Annotated in this window: 11 protein-coding genes and 2 pseudogenes; 10 read left to right on the top strand and 3 right to left on the bottom strand. The window is 58.8% G+C overall.

Going from position 1 to position 18,841, the window contains the following annotated elements:
- Positions 1-82 precede the first annotated feature (82 nt).
- The 5 genes and pseudogenes from QP324_RS05990 to QP324_RS05970 all read left to right on the top strand — a co-directional run.
- Positions 83-598: pseudogene (locus tag QP324_RS05990) on the top strand (NUDIX hydrolase); the annotation flags it as partial.
- Entirely contained in the window at positions 598-2,793 is a 2,196-nt protein-coding gene (locus QP324_RS05985; RefSeq protein WP_239278985.1) for a DUF6049 family protein, read from the top strand. The pseudogene QP324_RS05990 and the gene QP324_RS05985, both read left to right, overlap by 1 nt.
- A gap of 18 nt (positions 2,794-2,811) precedes the next feature.
- Positions 2,812-6,240, top strand: a complete 3,429-nt coding sequence (gene murJ / locus QP324_RS05980; protein ID WP_284815050.1) for a murein biosynthesis integral membrane protein MurJ — start codon at positions 2,812-2,814, stop codon at positions 6,238-6,240.
- Between the two features lie 236 nt (positions 6,241-6,476).
- Positions 6,477-7,187 carry an IS6 family transposase gene (locus QP324_RS05975; RefSeq protein WP_284815048.1) on the top strand — a complete coding sequence of 237 codons (711 nt, stop codon included), beginning with the start codon at positions 6,477-6,479 and terminating at the stop codon, positions 7,185-7,187.
- Between the two features lie 180 nt (positions 7,188-7,367).
- Positions 7,368-7,871: a hypothetical protein gene (locus QP324_RS05970; protein ID WP_198492261.1), complete on the top strand. Its 504-nt coding sequence runs from the start codon at positions 7,368-7,370 to the stop codon at positions 7,869-7,871.
- Positions 7,872-8,050: 179 nt separating this feature from the next.
- On the opposite strand, the gene QP324_RS05965 is transcribed toward QP324_RS05970, so the two are convergent.
- The 3 genes from QP324_RS05965 to srtB are packed head-to-tail and all read right to left on the bottom strand — an operon-like array spanning position 8,051 to position 10,033.
- The gene (locus QP324_RS05965; protein WP_284815046.1) at positions 8,051-8,761 is read right to left on the bottom strand and encodes an ASCH domain-containing protein; all 711 of its coding nucleotides are present in this window, start codon (positions 8,759-8,761) and stop codon (positions 8,051-8,053) included.
- A 50-nt stretch (positions 8,762-8,811) separates the two neighbouring features.
- Positions 8,812-9,012, bottom strand: coding sequence for a hypothetical protein (locus tag QP324_RS05960; protein WP_284815044.1), 201 nt, complete (start codon positions 9,010-9,012; stop codon positions 8,812-8,814).
- Positions 9,013-9,043: 31 nt separating this feature from the next.
- Positions 9,044-10,033: a class B sortase SrtB gene (gene srtB / locus QP324_RS05955; protein ID WP_284815043.1), complete on the bottom strand. Its 990-nt coding sequence runs from the start codon at positions 10,031-10,033 to the stop codon at positions 9,044-9,046.
- Positions 10,034-10,555: 522 nt separating this feature from the next.
- Here srtB and QP324_RS05950 point away from each other — a divergent pair.
- From QP324_RS05950 to QP324_RS05930, 5 genes and pseudogenes are all read left to right on the top strand, one after another.
- Positions 10,556-12,172 (top strand): SpaH/EbpB family LPXTG-anchored major pilin, encoded by a 1,617-nt coding sequence (locus tag QP324_RS05950; RefSeq protein WP_239279326.1) that lies wholly within the window; start codon positions 10,556-10,558, stop codon positions 12,170-12,172.
- A gap of 99 nt (positions 12,173-12,271) precedes the next feature.
- Positions 12,272-13,210 carry a class C sortase SrtC gene (gene srtC, locus QP324_RS05945; RefSeq protein WP_239279325.1) on the top strand — a complete coding sequence of 313 codons (939 nt, stop codon included), beginning with the start codon at positions 12,272-12,274 and terminating at the stop codon, positions 13,208-13,210.
- Positions 13,203-14,078: an adhesin gene (locus tag QP324_RS05940; RefSeq protein WP_284815042.1), complete on the top strand. Its 876-nt coding sequence runs from the start codon at positions 13,203-13,205 to the stop codon at positions 14,076-14,078. Before srtC ends, QP324_RS05940 begins: the two co-directional genes overlap by 8 nt.
- Positions 14,079-14,083: 5 nt before the next feature.
- Positions 14,084-17,215 carry a SpaA isopeptide-forming pilin-related protein gene (locus QP324_RS05935; RefSeq protein ID WP_284815040.1) on the top strand — a complete coding sequence of 1,044 codons (3,132 nt, stop codon included), beginning with the start codon at positions 14,084-14,086 and terminating at the stop codon, positions 17,213-17,215.
- A 304-nt stretch (positions 17,216-17,519) separates the two neighbouring features.
- Positions 17,520-18,693, top strand: a pseudogene (locus QP324_RS05930) (IS3 family transposase).
- The last annotated feature ends 148 nt before the right edge of the window (positions 18,694-18,841 follow it).

Here is an 18,841-nt window from a genome sequence, read left to right as displayed (position 1 = left end):
TCGGCGCAGGCGGCGCCGCCGGCCGGATAATCGCGCGCGCCGCACCACCCAGCAGCGCAAGCCCTACCGCGGTGGCAATGGCCAATCCACGGCCATGGAAACCCGCGATGAAACCTCCGCGGGCGGCCTCGTTGTCTCCGGCTTGGCGGAGTGCGTCGATGCCAATGGCAACGTCGACCTTTCCCGGCTCTATGTGGCGCTCATCGGCCGCCTCGACCGCCGCGGGCGCCTGCTGTGGTCCATGCCCAAGGGCCATGTGGAAAATGGCGAGGCCAAGGAGGTCACCGCTGAACGCGAGGTATGGGAAGAAACCGGCATTTCTGGTGAGGTTTTTGCGGACCTCGGCATGATTGATTACTGGTTCGTCTCTGATGGCGTGCGCATCCATAAGACCGTGCACCACCACTTGCTGCGTTTTGTAGACGGCATTATGAACGATGAGGATCCAGAGGTCACCGAGGTCTCGTGGATCCCCGTCTCTGAACTCATCGAGCACTTGGCTTACGCCGATGAGCGCAAGCTGGCGCGCATCGCGCATGATCTCCTTCCCGATCTCGCACGAAAGGAAGCCGCGGCGGGGAAAGTGACGCCACGGTAATGCGCCAACGCCTGAAGTCTTGGGCCGCCGTGGGCGGCTGCATGGCGGTAGCGGGGTGGGGCTTGTGCCTGCCGCTACCAGAAGCCGCCGCGCAGATGGACTCGGCCGCCGAAAATCAGCAGGATATCCAGGCATGGTTGGGCGCGCGCGGGCCGGAGCGGGCCACTCTTGATCTCCTTACGGCCGAGCCCTTTTCCGTGGGCAAGGCCCTGAAACTGACCTTCCGCCTGCACAATCCAACCGATGAAGCCATGGAGAATCTTCAGCTCACGAGCCGCCGCGGCGATGCCGTGGAGGATACCGCGCAGGCCCGCACGCAGTTGGCCACCGGCGAATTCCCGTATTACGGTCCGAGCACTACCACCGCGCCCCTGCAGCCGGGCGAATCCCGGGAGGTTACCTTCCAGGTTCCCACCTCCCTGCACGAGGAGCAGACCCTGGCCATCGAAGAGCCTGGCTCCTATCCGCTGCTGTTTACCCTCACCGGCACCGTAGGCGGCGAGGCGGTCAGCTTTGCGGAGGAGCGCCTCGTAGGCCAGGTAAAGGGGAAGGAGCAGGCGCTTGGCGATGCCCCCTCGGATCCCAAACCCCACGATCTCACCGTGGTCTATCCCATCAGTGCCGATATTGACTCGGTACCAGGCGGCGTTGGGGGAGAGGACCTTATCCTCTCCTCTGATGAGCTGGCCGGTGAGCTGGCGGAGGGCGGCCGGCTCGATCGCTTGGTCAGCACGTATGCCGACCACGACCTGCGTGGGGCAGGCTGCGTAGCCATCGATCCCGCCCTCTTGGATACGGTCAACCGCATGGCGGAGGGCTATAAGGTGGGGCCGGCCCGCCTACCTCAAGCCGAGCGACCTAAGCGCCTGCGCGATTCGTGGTTCACTAACGATGACGATGTGCACCTCGAACCCGGCACTGGAAAAGAGGACGCTGCCCGCTGGCTCAAGCGCCTGCGCGAGCTCGATTGCTTTATGTCTATGCCGTGGGCGAACGCCAATGCTTCCTCCGTGGCCAAAGCGAATAATCCCTTCCTTACCTACGAAGGACTGCAACGCGGCAATCACACCATCGAGCGAATTCTCGGTGCCAAGCCGGCCACCACCGTGCTCGCGGTCGGCTCCGGCTATGTGGATCAGCAGCTGCCCCTGCCCGCATTGGTGGCGGATAATACTTCGTGGCCCGGCCGCGCCGTGACTTTCGACGCCTCCCTGGGCGCCCTCCTCGCCCAAACCGGCTCCAAACCACAGACGGTGGGCTATTCCAACCCAGAGCTGCGCTACGATTACTCGCTCGACTCCGATCTTTCTCGTGCCATCACCGGCGGCGCCGCACTGAGCTTGGCCGCAAGCGATGACACCGTGGCGCGCTTGCCCAATTACTTGGATCCCAGCGCGGCCGAGTACGCACTCGACTCTGCCGAGGCACTCATCGCTTCCGGTAAGTCCCATCCGCGCACCGTCGGCAGCCTGAAGCAGGAGACCGCAGAGCCCGGTTCACTGCCCGGCAGCCCCTTTAGCGATCCCGCCGCCTTTGCCGAATCCGATATCGTCCGCGTGGAGCAGCAGGCTCGCTATACCGACGAGCTGATGAATATCATGGTCGATGATCCCGATATCGCGCTCACTCGCTATGAATTCGTCCTGCCTTTGCGCCGAGATCTGCTCGCCGCCCTCTCGCTGACCAACCGCGATAGCTTGGGAAGCAATGCAGAGGCGCAGCGCCGGTTCACTCATACGATGGATGTACATTCCGATACGCTGCGGGACCTGCGTTCTTCTGTGGCGCTTATCCCACCGGGCAATGTCTATACCCGCGTATCCGAGTCATCGCCGCTGCTCATCGTGGCAGAAAATGGCCTGCCACTCCCGGTGGAGGCCAAGCTGCAATACGACGCCCCCGATGGCGCGCGCCTCAACACACCCAAGAGTGTCCGTATTCCGGCCAAGGGCTCTATTACTGTATCCATGACCGCCGATATGCCTAAGGACGCCGATCGCACGGACATTGGCCTGTGGCTTGCTACCCCAGAAAAGCAAACCATCTCCGAGCCCATCAATATCGCTGTGCAAACGCGTGCCGGTATCGTAAGCGTGTATGGCGTCGGCATAGCCGGCGCCCTTGCGCTGGTCTTAGCCACGCTCTTCCGGCTAGGCCGCCATCGGCGCAAAAAATCACAAAGGCTTAAAAAGTAAGTTGAAGTTGTATCCTCTATGACTGATAAGACTGGCCGCGAGGCCGAACACGTGGAGAAGTCACCTGCGGGTGTAGTTGAGCCGAAGGATGCCGCCGTGCCGGCAGAGCACCCCGCCCCGGCGGGTGCCCGCGGCCGCATCGTCCAGGCCTCTCCTCCCGCTCCGGTACCCGAAAAGCGCCCCACCCCAGCGGTGAAGGACACCACCGTTCCTCCCGAGGAGGATAAGTCCGCGCTCACTGGACGCAACGCGGACAATGAATCATCCAATCAGGATGTCATCCGCGCAACAGGCACGATGGCCATCGCGACGCTGCTATCCCGCATCACCGGCTTCTTGCGCCAGATGCTCATCGGCGCCACGCTCGGCGCAACGGTGGGAACTGCGTTTAGTAGCGCCAACCAGATCCCCAACCTCGTCACCGAGATCGTTTTGGGTGCGGTGCTGACCTCTCTGGTCGTGCCCGTCCTCGTGCGGGCCGAAAAGGAAGACACGGACCGCGGTGAAACCTTTGTCCGGCGGCTATTTACCCTGGCCTTTTCCATCCTGGGCATAGTTACCATCGCCTCCGTAGTACTCGCTCCCTTCTTAACCAGGATGATGCTGCCGGAAGATTCCAAGGCCAATGCCGTGCAGGCAACGTCCTTGGCCTTTTTACTGCTGCCACAGATCCTTTTCTACGGCCTCTTCGCCCTCTTCCAGGCCGTCCTCAATACCAAGAATGTCTTTGGTCCGGGCGCCTGGGCGCCGGTAATCAATAACGTCATCTCCATTAGCGTGCTGCTGGCTTATCGCATCCTGCCAGGCGAGCTCGACCCGCATGATCCCACGCCGGTGGCCGATCCACACGTCATGCTACTGGGCTTGGGCACCACCACGGCGGTGATGGTGCAGTGCCTCATCCTATTGCCGTATCTGAAAAAGGCCGGCATTAACCTGCGCCCCAAATGGGGCTTGGATGCGCGCATCAAGCAATTCGGTGGCATGGCACTGGCCATTATTACCTACGTAGCCATCTCCCAGTTGGGCTACGTAATCACCTCTCGCGTGGCCGCATACGCGGATGCGGGCGCTCCGCTGGTCTATCAGAATGCCTGGCTCATGCTGCAGGTGCCTTATGGCGTTATCGGCGTGACGCTCCTGACGGCGATTATGCCTCGCCTGTCCCGCAACGCCGCCGACGGCGATGTAGATGCCGTGGTCCGCGATCTCACCCTGGGCTCCAAGCTGACTTTCATCGCACTTATCCCCATCGTCATCTTCATGACCGGCTTCGGCGTTCCTATCGCCCGTGCCCTCTTCCAATACGGTGCCTACGGCGCCGAGAGCGCCGAGCAGCTCGGCCTGACCATCAGCTTCTCCGCCTTCACACTCATCCCGTATGCCTTGGTGCTGCTGCACCTGCGCGTGTTCTATGCCCGCGAGGAAGCCTGGACGCCTACCTTCATCATCGCCGGCATCACGCTGACCAAGATCGTCCTCACGCTCTTGGCACCATTGATGACGTCCAACCCAGACCGCGTGGTGATCCTGCTCGGTACGGCCAATGGCTTTGGCTTCGTCTCCGGTGCGGTCATTGGCGGCTTCCTGCTCAAACGCAAGCTCGGCAGCCTCGGCGGCAAGGCCGTCACGCAAACCGTGTTGTGGGCTTCCGGTGCCGGCCTAGTGGGCTTGGTCGTCTCCTGGGTGCTGTACTGGGTCGTGAATCTCCTCCTCCCGGAGAATTTGCCGTCCATCGTCTCGCTGATCAAGGTCGCGGTGCTCGGTGTCATATTCCTCATCGCCACCGGCTTGGTGCTGTCCAAGTCCTCCTTGCCGGAGGTCCAGAACCTGGCCCGCGCCCTACAGCGCATTCCGGGCATGTCCCGCTTCATCAAGGTCGATTCCTCCAAGGCCATCGAGCTGGAGGAGCCCGACGTACCGGAAATCCGGCCGGTATTTACCCAGGATGCTTTCAATGCCACCCTGGTGCCGCCGCCGATGTCCGCGGGCATCGTCCGCGGACCACGCCTGGTCCCAGGCGCCCCGGTATCGGACGGTCGCTTCCGCCTGCTCCAAGATCACGGTGCGGTCACTGGTGCGCAGTTCTGGCAGGCACGCGAACAGTCCACCGGCCGACTGGTCGCCTTGACGTTCGTCGATACCAATAGCCTGGCGCCAATTGCGCCGGCGACGCCGGGAGTTGCAGCCCGTCGCTCCGCAGAGATTTCGCGCAATACCCGCCGCCTTGCCGAGCTGGAGCTCGATACCGTGGCGGATAATATCCAAGTTCTGTCTTATCGCACTGGCTGCCTGGTAGTGGCGGATTGGTTTGAGGGCACCTCCCTTAAGCAGGTGGCTGAGGCCGATAACCTCGATCCCCATTCCGTGGCTCGTGCTACTGCACCGCTATTTGCTGACGCCGCCGCTGCCCACGATGCCGGCCTCATCCTCGGCGTGGAGCACCGCGATCGTTTCCGCGTTTCTACCGATGGCGTGGTCAAGGTTGCCTTCCCCGCCGTGCTGGATGGCACCTCCGCCGCTACCGACCGCGAGGCTTTAAGCTCCGCCCTGGAACTGCTCGTAGAGTCCACGGAGCCTTCGCCGAAGAAGCTGCGCGATATTTCTGAGGACGCCAACCTTCCCGCGGACGAGGCCGCCCAGCGCGTCGAAGATGCGCACTACGCGCTCGATAGTGCCGACGAAGACAGCCGCGAGGAAAAGATGGAGGAGCTACAAGAGGCACAGGCACTCACCTTGGCCGGCATCGCCCAGCGCCTGCGCGACTTCGCACCGGATGAACCAGAAGAAGCACCTGAAGCCCTGCCGGTGAAGGCACAGGTAGAACCGGACCAAGAGGATGACCCGGCGCAAGAACCCGGCTTTGGCGGCCGCGGTTATTCCGGTTCCGGCGTCATCGTCATCGGCATCTTCGCCACCATCTTCGTCGTAGCAATGGCCGCGCTCACCACCTGGATCATGTCCTTGCTCAGCAATGTGGAGGCATCCAACCCGGTCAGCGAGACCATCCACGGCAGCACGGACATTCCGGATACCCCGCCGGTGCGTCTCCAGCCTTCCTCTGCGGTTACCGTCCCTGATAACAAGGACTATGCAGCGCTTATCGACGGCAAAACGGCCACCACTTGGTCCACCGAAAAGGAGGACACCGGCGTCCTCGTCACCTTGGATAACCCGACCCACCTCGCGGTAATGCCAGTAGTCCAGTCCAACTCCACTGGGGCGAAGTACGCCGTCTATGGCGTAAATCAGGACAGCTTCAATCCGGAGAACCCACAAGCTGGCTCCCTGCACCAACTGGCCAGGGGCAAGTTCGAAAGCGGCAAGGAAGATATCGAGCTGGAGGAAACGACCGAGCAATTCGACGGCCTCCTCCTCATGATCACCGAGCTGCCCAAGTCCAATAAGGCAACCATCGCAGACATTGGTCTCGTCGGGCAGCCCTAGGCACAGCCCACACGGCCGAATCGAGGACACGCCCCTCGATTCGGCCTTCTTTCTTAAGATTTTCCGCATTCACACCTCTTTGAACTGCACGTTCAAAAATCATTTACTTCACGTGTTGACTATTTAGAAGTGGTACTTACACTGTGGGGCGTAACGCACACAACAGCCTTAGGAGTATTCATGGTGCTGTTGCAAAGTTGGGGCAGTAGAAAGACCGGCGTGAAATAATCAGAGCCATGGGCATCTTCTCCGGTCGGCATTTCCCCCGTGACATCATCCTGTGGGCGGTGCGGTGGTACTGCCGCTACGGCGTGAGCTACCGCGACCTCGAAGAAATGATGACCGAGCGGGGTGCGCCAGTCGATCACACCACGATCTACCGCTGGGTGCAGAAATACGCCCCTGAGCTGGATAAGCACACTCGCTGGTACCGGCAGGTACCCGACTGGCAGGCCCGGTCCTGGCGGGTGGATGAGACCTATATCCGGGTCGGCGGCACGTGGTGCTATCTCTACCGGGCTATTACCGCCGGTGGGCAGACCTTAGACTTCTACCTCTCACCAAAACGGAATGTGGCTGCGGCCAAGCGTTTCCTGGCCAAGACGCTGCGATCGAATACGACAGCCGGGTCCCCGCGGGTCATCAACACCGACAAGGCACCAGCTCTGGCCAAGGCAATATCCGAGCTGAAGGCGGAGGGAATCTGCCCTCAGACGGTGGAGCACTGGCAGGTGAAATACCTGAACAACGTTCTCGAGGGAGATCATGGCCGACTTAAAAGAATCCTGGGACCGAAGGGGGCGTTCAAAAACCGAATTTCCGCCTACCGGACGTTGAAAGGGATGGAAGCGATGCATTCATTACCGAAAGGTCAGGGCACGATGTTTGCTTATGGGCACCCCAATCCGGACGCGGTGATCGTCAACCGGGTCTTCGAGACGGCCTGAGAACGCCGGCACGCAGCGGCCATCAGGAAATGAGAAACTGGGTCGTCTCGGCTCTCCGCCCAACTTTGCAACAGCACCCAACGTAACGACCCTTGGACAGACGCCTTCAGGTGAGTGGAGTTTCCAAAGCAATCGTTACACTTGTAATTATGGAGTTTGCCTCTATTAAGGTGTGGTGCGTTGGAAGCTGATGTGTGGGCTCGGGGGTTAACCGAGGCCGAGACGGTCGATGACGTCCGCTTGAATCTTGCGAGAATTGGTGTTTTTTCAAAAACAGAACTCGTCAACATACCATTACTCAGTTTGACCACGCTCACTGAGCGCTATATTTCTGTTTCAGCTAAAGAGCAAGAGCAGACTGATGATATTTATCAGAATTTGCTCGTGAAGCAGACCGACGAGTTTGGCGAAGCGATAAAAAGATTGAGCGCGGATCCTTATTCTTTCGTGTTTTCAGTGCTCAACCAGCCCGACAGAGTTACGGGTGAGTTTGCGGCGGCGCTGCAGTTGAGGTCAACGAAACGTATTGGAAAGATGACTGCGCAGATTTGGGCCGGTATGTTTTGCCAAGCCGGGATAGAACACCTTCTCCATACTGGGAAAAACTGGAAAGCGCATCCTCTCGCCGCAGTCTTTGGGAGTTCCCCTAGGACTACTTACTTGCCTGTCCATAAGCACCGATGACCGTCTGGCTGTTCATCAACTACGTAGGTTGATTCTGAAATCTGAAGTGTCCCGGGTTTTGTTCTGTTTGAGTACACCCAAGCGCCACAATCTGCACCGTTCGCCATGGATTGCCCCAGCCTTTTGCTGTAGTTTCTACTGCTTCTACAGAAAGCAAACACGCTTTGAGCTCGTTCGAGTTACTGGAGCTTGAACCCTACGACGTCTACTTCGTCATCGGCAGCTAATCCGGGATAGTGAGTATCTAGCGCTTCCTGAAGCTCGGAAAGAGAGCCAAAACCGTCATTTCTAGCTTGCTTTTCCGACAATTCACTTCGCTGGGTAGAGACAACGGACGTAACCTGTGCCGGAATAGTGACGACCTCTCCGGATTCTTTCTCGAAGACAATTTGGGCACTTCCTTCATGGAAAGGATCGTCTACCCGGATGGTTTGTTGCTTTTCTCCGCTACGAATTGATTCCTCGTAGCCTTCCCACATGTAGATGCGCTGCTCTTGTTCCATATTTCGCCAGTTGAATGCGAATGGCAAGAGTTCTTCTACGGTAGGTGCTTCAAGTCCATTGCTTCCGCGCACGATGCACCGAATGGACGGATCAACATCAAAAAGCACCTGGCGGCATTTACCGCAGGGAGGAATAACTTGACCAGTAGGTCCGTATACGGCGGCTACTGCTTGGATTGGGTCCTCTGGATAACTAGCAGCATGGTTGGCTAAAGCCGAGATCTCCCCGCAAGGACCACCGAGGAAATGGTGCGCGTTCAAACCGAGTACGTGTTTTCCTGATTTGGTAAGGAGCGCTGCGGCTACAGTGTGGTCTTCTCCGTCTTGAAAACGCTGTGCATGGGTGGTTGCTTTGTCCAGTAGATTTCGAAGTTCGTTGGTAATCACTCTTTAAGGGTAATAACTGCCAACGCGCTTCATCTAGGTGACGACGGAGATCAGGAACACTGGGGGTTTCCACGACCACTAGAAATCAAGCGCGCCGGGGAGACGATGAAACCCCGGGGATCCTGCACCGGGTGGGGCGCTGCGAAGGCTGGCGCGGTAGCCAGGGTTGCGGCGGTGTCCACCGCCAGGGCGACTGCGCAGGTGGTGGTGAGGCGGCGGGTAGTAGAAGCCTGAGAGGAGGATGAGTTCATGATGTTAATCAACGCACCAGGCAAAAGCCCGTTAACTCTCCGTGGTGTCCCCAGCGCCGGAGGTTGCGGGGCCCTCCTCGCCTTCCTGCTTGCGGAAGTTCTTCCACCACCAGCGGATTAGCAGCAGCACGATGATTGCCGCGGCAGCGAGGATGGCCCACATCCACCACTGCCAGGTTGTGCCCTGCCCGTCGAAGACGGACTCTTCCTGCGGGTCCATCGGCACGCGCTCGGCGGTGATGATCAGCCGGTGGGTGTTGATGCCATAGGGGGTGCAGGTGATGAGCGTGACCAAGTCCTTATTCGGCGTGCGGCGCAGCAGACTGGTCTTATCCGGGGTGACGACCTCGATGTCCCGGACCTCGTACTTCAGCTTCTCGCCCGCCGCGGCGACGTAGACTGGGTCGCCCTTCTCAATCTGGTCGAGGTTGTCCCACAGGGTGGCGTTCTGCAGTCCGGTATGAGCAGAAAGCGCGGAGAGTCGGCCCTCTGGTGGGGCGGGCGGGATAGCGCCATCCTCGCCGAGCTCGCCGGGTGCGCCAACAGGCAAGTCCGTGCCGTAAAGGTGGCCGACCCCGCGGGCCAGCACGCGGTCGGAGGTGCCATGGAAGATTGGCAGATCGGAATTTATGGAGGGCAGCACAATGCGGCCCATGGCCTCGGTCTCATTCAAGACGGAGAGGTAATTCAGGTAGCGCTGATACGCCGGGGAGCTCTCGTCGTCGGAGCTGGTCCACGCATCGCTGGGATCGATATCCCCGAGGTTGGCGTTGTATTGTTGCGCCTCCTCCCAGGCCTTATTGAGGACCTCTGGGGGCACGCCCTTTTCCAGCTGCGAGTAGGCTTCGGCGGCGCGGGACTGCTGGTAGTTATTCCACTGGGTGGAAAGCACCGGGTATAACAGTACGCCCAGGCCGGCGAGAATGAGGACGACGGCAATGATCGCGTTGGTGTTCAGTTTCTTGTCTTGGCGGGGCGGGGTCGCGTCCGTCGTGTTCGGCGTTGGGGGTTGGTCTGTCATAGGCCTTAACTTCTACTGAGGGGTTGGGGCTCGCTCCGGTGGAACGTGGAGAGTTGGAGTCTATTCTTCGCTGCGAGGTTACAAAAAGCGTAATTTTTGCTGTGAGATGTTTATCACTTTTTACCCTAATGTGGGGGAGTATATTACTGGTGCGCTTAGAGCGAAAAACTGTTCAACAGTCTAGGTCAGGAGCGATTTTGAGTCGCGCCAGCCAGATTTGTGTTGGGAGGATCAATAAGGTATGCCTTAATTATTTTAGCTGTTGAGGGGCGTCGAAGTGATAAGTTAATGATGTGCGATTCACTAGGTGGGAATTGCGGGTCTGAAACCCGAGAATTGGTGACATCACAACAAAAGTGATCTGTCAACAATAGGGTTTGGGGCGCGTGTGACCACCAGCGAATTTTAAGGTGTCGTGGTTGAAAAGGCGGCAAGCTTAAAAGTAGCTAACCGGAGTGGGTCGCTGAACGTCGAGGGGTGCTACGCGCTCCAGTCACTACTGATGTAAAGGAATTCACTCCAGTGAAGAAGAACACTCTGACCATTCGTTCGGTCACTTTCGCCGCCGTCGCTGGCCTCTCCTTGGGTATCGCTGCCCCGGGCGCGATCGCTGGCGCTCAGGAGTCGACCGTCAACCAGACCGCAGGCGACTCCCCGCTGGTGAATAAGGACGCCAGGGGTGCGCTGACCATCCACAAGTTCGGTAACCCGATCAATGAAGGCACCCCGTCGGGCACTCTTGAAGATGCGAAGGACGTCGAGCGCAACGGTGGCAAGGCTCTGGAAGGGGTCGGTTTCACCGTGTACAAGATCAACAAGACTGCGGATGGCGCTACCGACATCGATGTCACCACGAATAAGGGGCTCGTCGCTGCCTCCAAGCTCAAGGCTGCAGACTTCTCCCAGGGAGCGCAGCTCAAGGGTGGTCTGCCGGCTGGAGTCCTCACCGAGGTCGCTTCCGGTACGACCGGTCCAAACGGCACCTGGGAGGTAAGTAAGAATCTGGAGCTCGGTGCCTACCTCGTCGTGGAGACCACCCCGAAGGAGGGCTACGACCCGGCTGTTCCGTTCATCGCATTCGTCCCAATGACCGCGGATAACGGTGGGGATAACCAGGGCACTAGCTGGAACTACGATGTCCACGCCTTCCCGAAGAACTACAAGGACGAAGAACCGACCAAGACCGTCAAGGACAAGGACCAGAATGCTGGCGACGAAAATCTGGTCTACACCGTCACTGGTACCGCTCGTCAGCTGAAGCCGAACACTGAGCGCACCCAGTTCCAGATCACGGACCAGATTGATCCGAAGCTCGAGATCACCGATGTGACGGTGAAGGTCGCTGGACAGGAGATTCAGCCGACGCAGGACGTTGATGGGAAGTTCTACGAGGGCAACAACGTCGACGTCTCCCTGAATGAGGAAACTGCTAAGTCCCTTAAGGCCGGCGACAAGGTTGAGGTAATCATCACGACTACGCTCAAGCCTGAGTTCAAGAACGCTACCGATATCGCGCCGAATAAGGCCCTGGTCTTCCAGAACAACCCGGATGGTTCCGAGAGCCAGACCCCGAAGGAGACCCCGGAGGTCAAGACCTACTGGGGCGGCCTTCAGTTCAAGAAGGTCGATGGCGACCGCAACGGTCTGGAAGGCGCCGAGTTCCAGATTGCTCGCCAGGCTGCTGGCCAGCAGTGCTCCGACATCGACACCACCAAGAAGGATTCCTGGGCTCCGGTCAACGGTGAGCAGGATGGCCAGGTTAAGACCACCTTCGTCTCTGGCCAGGACGGTACTGTCAAGATCACTGGTCTCCACGTCAATGACTTCGAAGACAATGCTGAGGTCGCCGCTGGCGAGCAGTCTCACTACTGCCTGATCGAGGTCAAGGCGCCGAAGGGCAAGGAGCTGCTCCCGGAGGCTCTCGAGTTCAAGCTGGTTGCTTCGGAGACCACCCCGGAGCGTGTCTACGAGCTGGCTTCTGTCCAGGTTGGTGCTAACGAGGGTGAGGTCGTTAACTCTGACGACACCACCCCGAACCTGCCGATGACCGGTGGCATGGGTGTTGGCATCCTGGCCGCAATCGGTGCCGCCATCGTGGCAGCCGGTGCATGGTTCGCACGCCGCGGCGCTAAGAACTAATAGCCCGCTGAATCGGTAAAACCTTCGCCCAGCGGACAACCCCGCGGGCGGAGGTTTCAGCCAAAGCACAGCCAAGCAGAACCAACCCAGGAGTGCCCCGTGGATCACACCCTCAGCACAGACGTGGAACCGAAGAAGGAACCCCGCCGTGCCAACAGCACCAAGACCAGTCCCGTGCTGGCCGCGGTGCTCGTGATCCTCGGGGTGCTCGTGATGCTGTACCCGGTGACGTCCACCCTGTGGAATAACCACCTCGCCACGAAGGCCGCGCAGGAATACGCGAAACTCGAAAAGAGCACCCCACAAGAGGTGAAGAACACCCAGTGGGAGCGTGCCCACGAGTACAACGAGAACCGAACAACCGGCCCCATCCTCGACCCCTGGCTCGCCCGCTTCGACGAGAACAACCCGGACTACCAGGAATACCTGGACCAACTCGACGCGAACGACGCGATGGCGCGCCTCATCTTCCCCAAGATCAAGGCAGACCTGCCGATCTCCCACGGGACAGACAACGACACTTTGCAAAAAGGCTTGGGGCACCTCTTCGGCTCCGACCTGCCAGTCGGCGGCAAGGGCACGCACTCGGTGATCACCGGCCACACGGGCCTGGCGAACTCCACCATGTTCGACCACCTCAATAAGGCGGAGAAGGGTGACACCTTCTACGTCCAGGTCTCCGGCGAGAAGCTGAAGTACGTGGTCGACCAGATCAAGGTTGTGCTCCCCACCGAAACCGAGGACCTCCGCCCGGAGCAGGACAAGGACTACATCACCCTGATTACCTGCACCCCCTACGGGATCAACACGCACCGCCTGCTGGTGCGCGGCCACCAGGTCCCGCTGGACCCAGAGGATCACGAGGTTTTCGACAAGAACCACGGCCCCGGGTGGCAGTGGTGGATGTACGCGCTCCTCGCGGCAGCGGTCGTCGTGTTGCTCCTGCTGCTGCGGTGGCTGCTGAAGAACAAGCGGGATGGCGAATCCCAAGAAACGACAGAGACGATGAATAACGAAGGGGCTGGATCAGATGACTAGCCACGCACGCGCGGTGCGGATCAGCCGCAGCCTTGTGGTGGCCATCGCCCTCAGCGCTGGCCTGCTCGGCGGCGCATATGGTGGCGTCGGGGTTGCCGACGCAGCCAAGGTAGCCGGGCTGAGTGATCAGCCCGGGGTATCCCGCGACTACGGAACCGACACGCTGAGTATCACGCTTTCCCCGGGCAATGGGGACCCAGTCAATCCTGCCACGGGCAAGGTCGCGGGCGTGACCATCAAACTGGAGCGGCTGCAGGGCATCGACCCGGAGAACGCCGCCGATAAGGCGAAAGTCCGCAACACCAGCGCAGACAAGATCGCTGACTGGCCGACCGACCGCACGATCACAGCCGTGACCAACGAGGCCGGCCAGGTCCGATTCCAGGGGCTCGAGAAGGGCATATACCTGGTCACCTCCCAGGCGCCGGCTGGTGCCGCGGCGGGGGAGTACCGGGAAATCGAGCCCTTCCTCGTGGCGGTGCCGTTCCACACCGTCGCTGATAACCCTCGCCCGGTGGAGGGCGTGATCGTGGCGAAGACGAATACGACGGTTCCGCCGACCACTCCGCCGACCGAACCTCCGACGACGCCGCCCACCACCCCGCCCCCAGGGGACACCCCGCCGGGCGAGACACCGCCACCAGGGGACACCCCGCCGGGCGAGACACCGCCACCAGGGGAAACCCCGCCGGGCGAGACACCGCCACCAGGGGAAACCCCCGGGCCGGGTGAAGAGAAAGAACGCGAACAGGGCGACCTGGCGATGACTGGTGTGCAGATCATCGGGCTCGTCCTCGCCGCGGTGGCGCTGATGGGCGCTGGGTTGTTGATGCTGTTGATCACGAAGAAGCGAAAGCAAGAAGGGTAGCGACAATGAAAACAAAGTTCATGGGTGTAGCGGCCGCGCTAACCGCAGCGCTTGCGCTGGTTTTCGGCGTCGCTATCCCGGGCGCGCTACCGAGCCTGCCGGCCCCTGTTGCGCAGGCGCAGACCACGGCGATCCCGGTGAGCCCGCAGAAGCGAGACTTCAAAGACCTGGATACCAGAAAGTACAACCCGCCGTTCGAGTTCACGGTTGAGGAAGACGCCACGATCACGAGCCTTGATTTTCAAATTGGTGGTTCTGGCTGGCTGAAGGCATACGAGCTGAAAGTCGGGAACACTACACTTTCCCCGAAAATTTCACCATCGGGCAGTGCACAGCAAGCTCCGTTGACGGTTACCCATGATGGTCTGAATATTGCAGTGAAAAAGGGCGAAATCATTAGAATTTCGCCGTACTTTACTGCGCCTAAAGTATCGGGAACGGTGTCCGTTAGCCCGAAGGGGACTTTGAGCGGCAGTACCCCTCCGCCAACCGAGCCGAACCCGGAGCCGCAGCCTGACCCAGAGCCAACTCCGGAACCGAACCCGGGGGCGTCCGTGACTCCTGCGGCGCCAACCGCAGTTGATCCAGCCACCGCGCCATCGTGTGTTGAGAAGGGCTACATCAACATTCCAGACACGAAGGGTGTCGACTACTTCATTGGTGGCGAGCGCAAGCAAGCCGGTCAGCATTTCTACGAGGGCAAAAAGGCCACCGTTAAGGTCACGGCGAAGCCGCAGAACGGATACCAGTTCGCTGCCGGTGCAAAGACCGAGTGGTCCTTCGACTTCAGCGGCGAGGTGAAAGACTGTTCAGATTCTTCTGAAGACCCCAAGCCACCGGCGGTCGAAGGGCGTCACTTTGATGCCATCGGCCACGAGTTTGCAGTTAAAGCTGACCCAGTAGATCCGACCAAGCCCAATGCCTTTACGGCTAAGGTGACTGCGGAATCTCACATGAAGTACGCAACCGTGCGTATCGAGACTGACGCGACTTTCTTGGATCCGCAGAAGTACAACCTCACCCTGGATCAGATTGAGCCAGGTGTGACCTTGCAGAAACGCAACGTCAATATTGGCAACGGCTTCATCACCATGGACGTTGTTCCGGTAAAGGATGGTAAACCGGTTGACTCTGCCGTTGTACCGAAGGATGCGGTATTCACCTTCACTAATAATCTCTCGGAGAACAAGAATTTGAAGGTCGTTCTTGATGTGTATGGCGCGAATGAGAGCACACCAAAACCACCAGAGATTATCTCTCCGCCGGATGGAGCTCAGTGGGTTAACGGACGTGTCCCTAACCCGGAGCTTCCCCTGCGCTGTGGGCTCCGAATTGCGGTTGTAGCAGACCTTTCGACATCGCTCCGCTACGCAGATACTGATGGTTTCGAGGCATCCAAAAAGGCCGCGAATGCATTCATCGATTCCCTGCAGGGCACCCCAGCTGAGCTCGGAATCTATAACTTCGCAAGTAGCGGTCCGGCTAACCAGGCGGGAACGACACACGGTCAGAACCCACCCTATATTTCAATGCAGTCGGAGCAGGGCGTCCAGCGAGCAAAGGACGTAGTCAATAACTGGAGCTATAACGGAAATAACAGTGCTACGAACTGGGAAGCGGGTCTGAAGCAGGTCAAGGAACAGGACTACGACGTGGTCTACTTCATCACTGATGGTATGCCCACGACCTCTTCGACAATCAAGAATAAGGGCATCGGTGGCGAGTTCGTTCAGGCTAGTGCTCTCAACGACGCGATCAAGGCCGCCAACGAACTCAAAGCTGCCGGTACGCGTGTTGTTCCGATCATGGTTGATCTGACACTTGGCGGACGAAGCGGTCAACGCCCTGTTGTGCAGAATGATCTGGTGCTCAAAGACGCCAAGCGGATTGGCTGGACAGCAGATCCGGGACAAGCCCCAGGCCTCTACTACAAAATTCGAAGTGATCACCCGAAGGCTTTGCACGCCAATTACATCAACACCGACACCTTGGCGAATCTGAAAATGGCGTACGACGCGGCAGGCAGCCAGGCCCTGCAGGTGTTTGAACGGATGCCTAATGGGAGGTCAAACACAGTTACTTCGGACATGTCTAGGTGGACCTACGGTGCACGTGGTGTCAAGACCATGGGCGAGGATATCTCGGGCACTGGTGACACGGTGAGGGTGTCTAACTACAGCAATCTTGCGGAACAGATGAAAACAATCGCCCAAGACGTAACCACACGATGCAACGGTGTGGTGACCGTCAAGAAGCGCATTGTCGATGAAAACGGCAAGGTTCTTGAAGACGGTGCCCCAGGTTGGGAGTTCACCCTCTCTACCGGTGGCCAGGACATCATCGACCCAGGTAATGGCGAGCTCGTTCGGAGGTCGCTGAAGGCAACGTCCTCGGCCGACAGGGACCTTGGCACTGCCTCCTGGAACATCATGAGCGAACAAGAGCAGCAACTGACTCTGGTAGAGACACAGCAACCGGGTTTCAACCTCTATAAGAGGAATGACAAGAATGCCGTGTGTACCGAAACCCGTGACGGGGTAACGAAACCGGTTGAGGTCACAAATGACGGTGAGTTCGGTTTCAAGGTCAAGATGAGCGAGAAAGATAAGAAGCTGTCTTCGGTTTCCTGCGTAGTTGATAACTACAAGCAGCCGGAAACTCCGCCGGGCAAGCTGACCTTCAAGAAGGCTCAGTACGACGGCGATAAGATCGTGGAGATGTCTGGGCTGGGTGGCGCGACCTTCAAGATCTACCCGTCCAAGGGAGGCCAGCCGGACTACAGCGCTGGAGAGCTCTACACCATCAAGCCCGGGCAGGAGTCTATCGAAGTGAAGACGACCGGTACGTTCTTCCTCGTTGAAACGAAGGCTCCTAAGGGGCTCAACCTGCTGGCCCAGCCGGTCGAGTTTCAGATTTCAGTGGATGAGCAGACTAAGCAATATAAGATTTCTGCGGTCAGCACTAGCAGCGGACAAATCCAAGTGAGTGGCCAAGGCGATAAGATGATCCTGCAGGTGGCGGACACCACTGCCGGTAAGCTCCCGAAGACCGGCGGGTACGGCGTGGCCCTCGTGGGGCTCATTGGTGCCGTGCTCGCAGGCGCGGGCCTCCTGCTCGGCCGCCGTAAGACCACCTAAGCGGTAAAACCAGGCAGGGGAGTGGCGCGTGCATCGCGCCACCTGACCTAGGTAGTAGGCACATAACGGAGGGGCGGGCTCAGCACACAACGCTGAGCCCGCCCCTTTTTCCTTGGGCTGCGTGCCACGGGCATGATCTCGATGCCAAGAACCGCTACCCCCAGTGGGCACTAATCGCTGCGTCACGCCAGAAGCAGAGGCAAGCGTTCAGAGGAGATGGACACCGGTTGAGGGCAAGCAAGAATGAGGTTACCCTCGTTTAGTGGACACCCTATTAGTACGGATCTTGTGTCTGTAGGAGTGGGTGTTCATTGTGAGTTCGTCAGGGAAGAAGTACACCCCGGAGTACCGGCAGGAGGCTGCCAGACTGGTCATTGAGTCCGGGCACCCAATCGCTCATGTGGCTAAGGAAATTAGCGTATCAGCCACAATTTTAGGCAGGTGGGTCACACTCGAGCGGGAACGCCAAGGCTCGGTAGATGGCCGCAGTGATGCCGATATACGAGCCGAAAACGCTCGCCTGCGTCGTGAGTTAGCTGAGGCCAAGATGGATAGTGAGTTCTTGTCAAAAGGCACCGCCTTCGTCGCTTTGAGGCAACGCGATCGGAAAAATTTGAGCTACTACACCAGGAGAAGGCGAACTACAGCATAAAACGGATGAGCAGGTTATTAGAGGTTTCCCATTCTGGCTACTATAAATGGCAAAAGGCTCAAGCAGTACGGCTTCGTGGTGAAATCAGCGTCAGAGATTCCTCGACAAGTTAGACAGGAAAATTCATGACATCTGGGAAGATTCTGACGAAGTCTACGGTGCCCCACGGATTAGTGCAGAACTCTCTGAGGATGGGGTCTATGTCAATCGCTAAACCGTGGCCAAACGCCTGCGGATGATGAGTATTGAGGGCATCTCACCCAGGGCGTTTGTTCCCGTAACGACAATTCAATCCAAGCAGAAGTTCACGCCTGTAGACCTGGTAAAACGCCTATTTGATCAAGGCCAGCTTAATCGAGTGTTGATGTCGGATATTACCCATCTGCGCACGAATGAGGGCTAGCTGTACCTATGCGTTATCCGCGATGGACACTCCCGCCGAGTCCTAGGCTGGTCCATGGATAGTGTGCAGGATTCTTACCTGGTCGAACGTGCACTGCGCATGGCTTACATCCCGCGTGGTACCCAGTTCACCAGCGAACAGCTGTGGCAGGTCTGACAAGAACTAGGGATTGCACAATCGGTCGGCCGTACTGGTGTCTGCTTTGACAATGCGATGGCCGAGTCGTTCTGGTCGATAGTAAAGACCGAATTTTACGATCGGAAGAAATGACAAACCCGCAACGAAGCCCGGAAGACGGTGGGTCGCTGGATTGAGATCGTCTACAACCGGCGCCGTCGCCACTCGTCCATCGGGATGGTAAGCCCCGTTGATTTCGAAGCCCAGCTCGCTAATCAAAACGGTAATAAGAAGGCCGCTGCTTAACCCCTAAGCAGCTTCACAACGTGTCCACGACTTGCGGGTAACCCCACTACCGCTGACGATGGTCAGCGGCGAGGGCCGAGTCTGCGGGATATTTCCCAGCAGAAGTTAAACGCTGCGACCGATTACATGATTGATGAGTTAATGAGCC

The sequence above is a fragment of the Corynebacterium sp. UMB0012 genome (assembly GCF_030216265.1).
GTDB lineage: Bacteria > Actinomycetota > Actinomycetes > Mycobacteriales > Mycobacteriaceae > Corynebacterium.
This window is presented reverse-complemented; position numbering and strand designations above follow the sequence as displayed.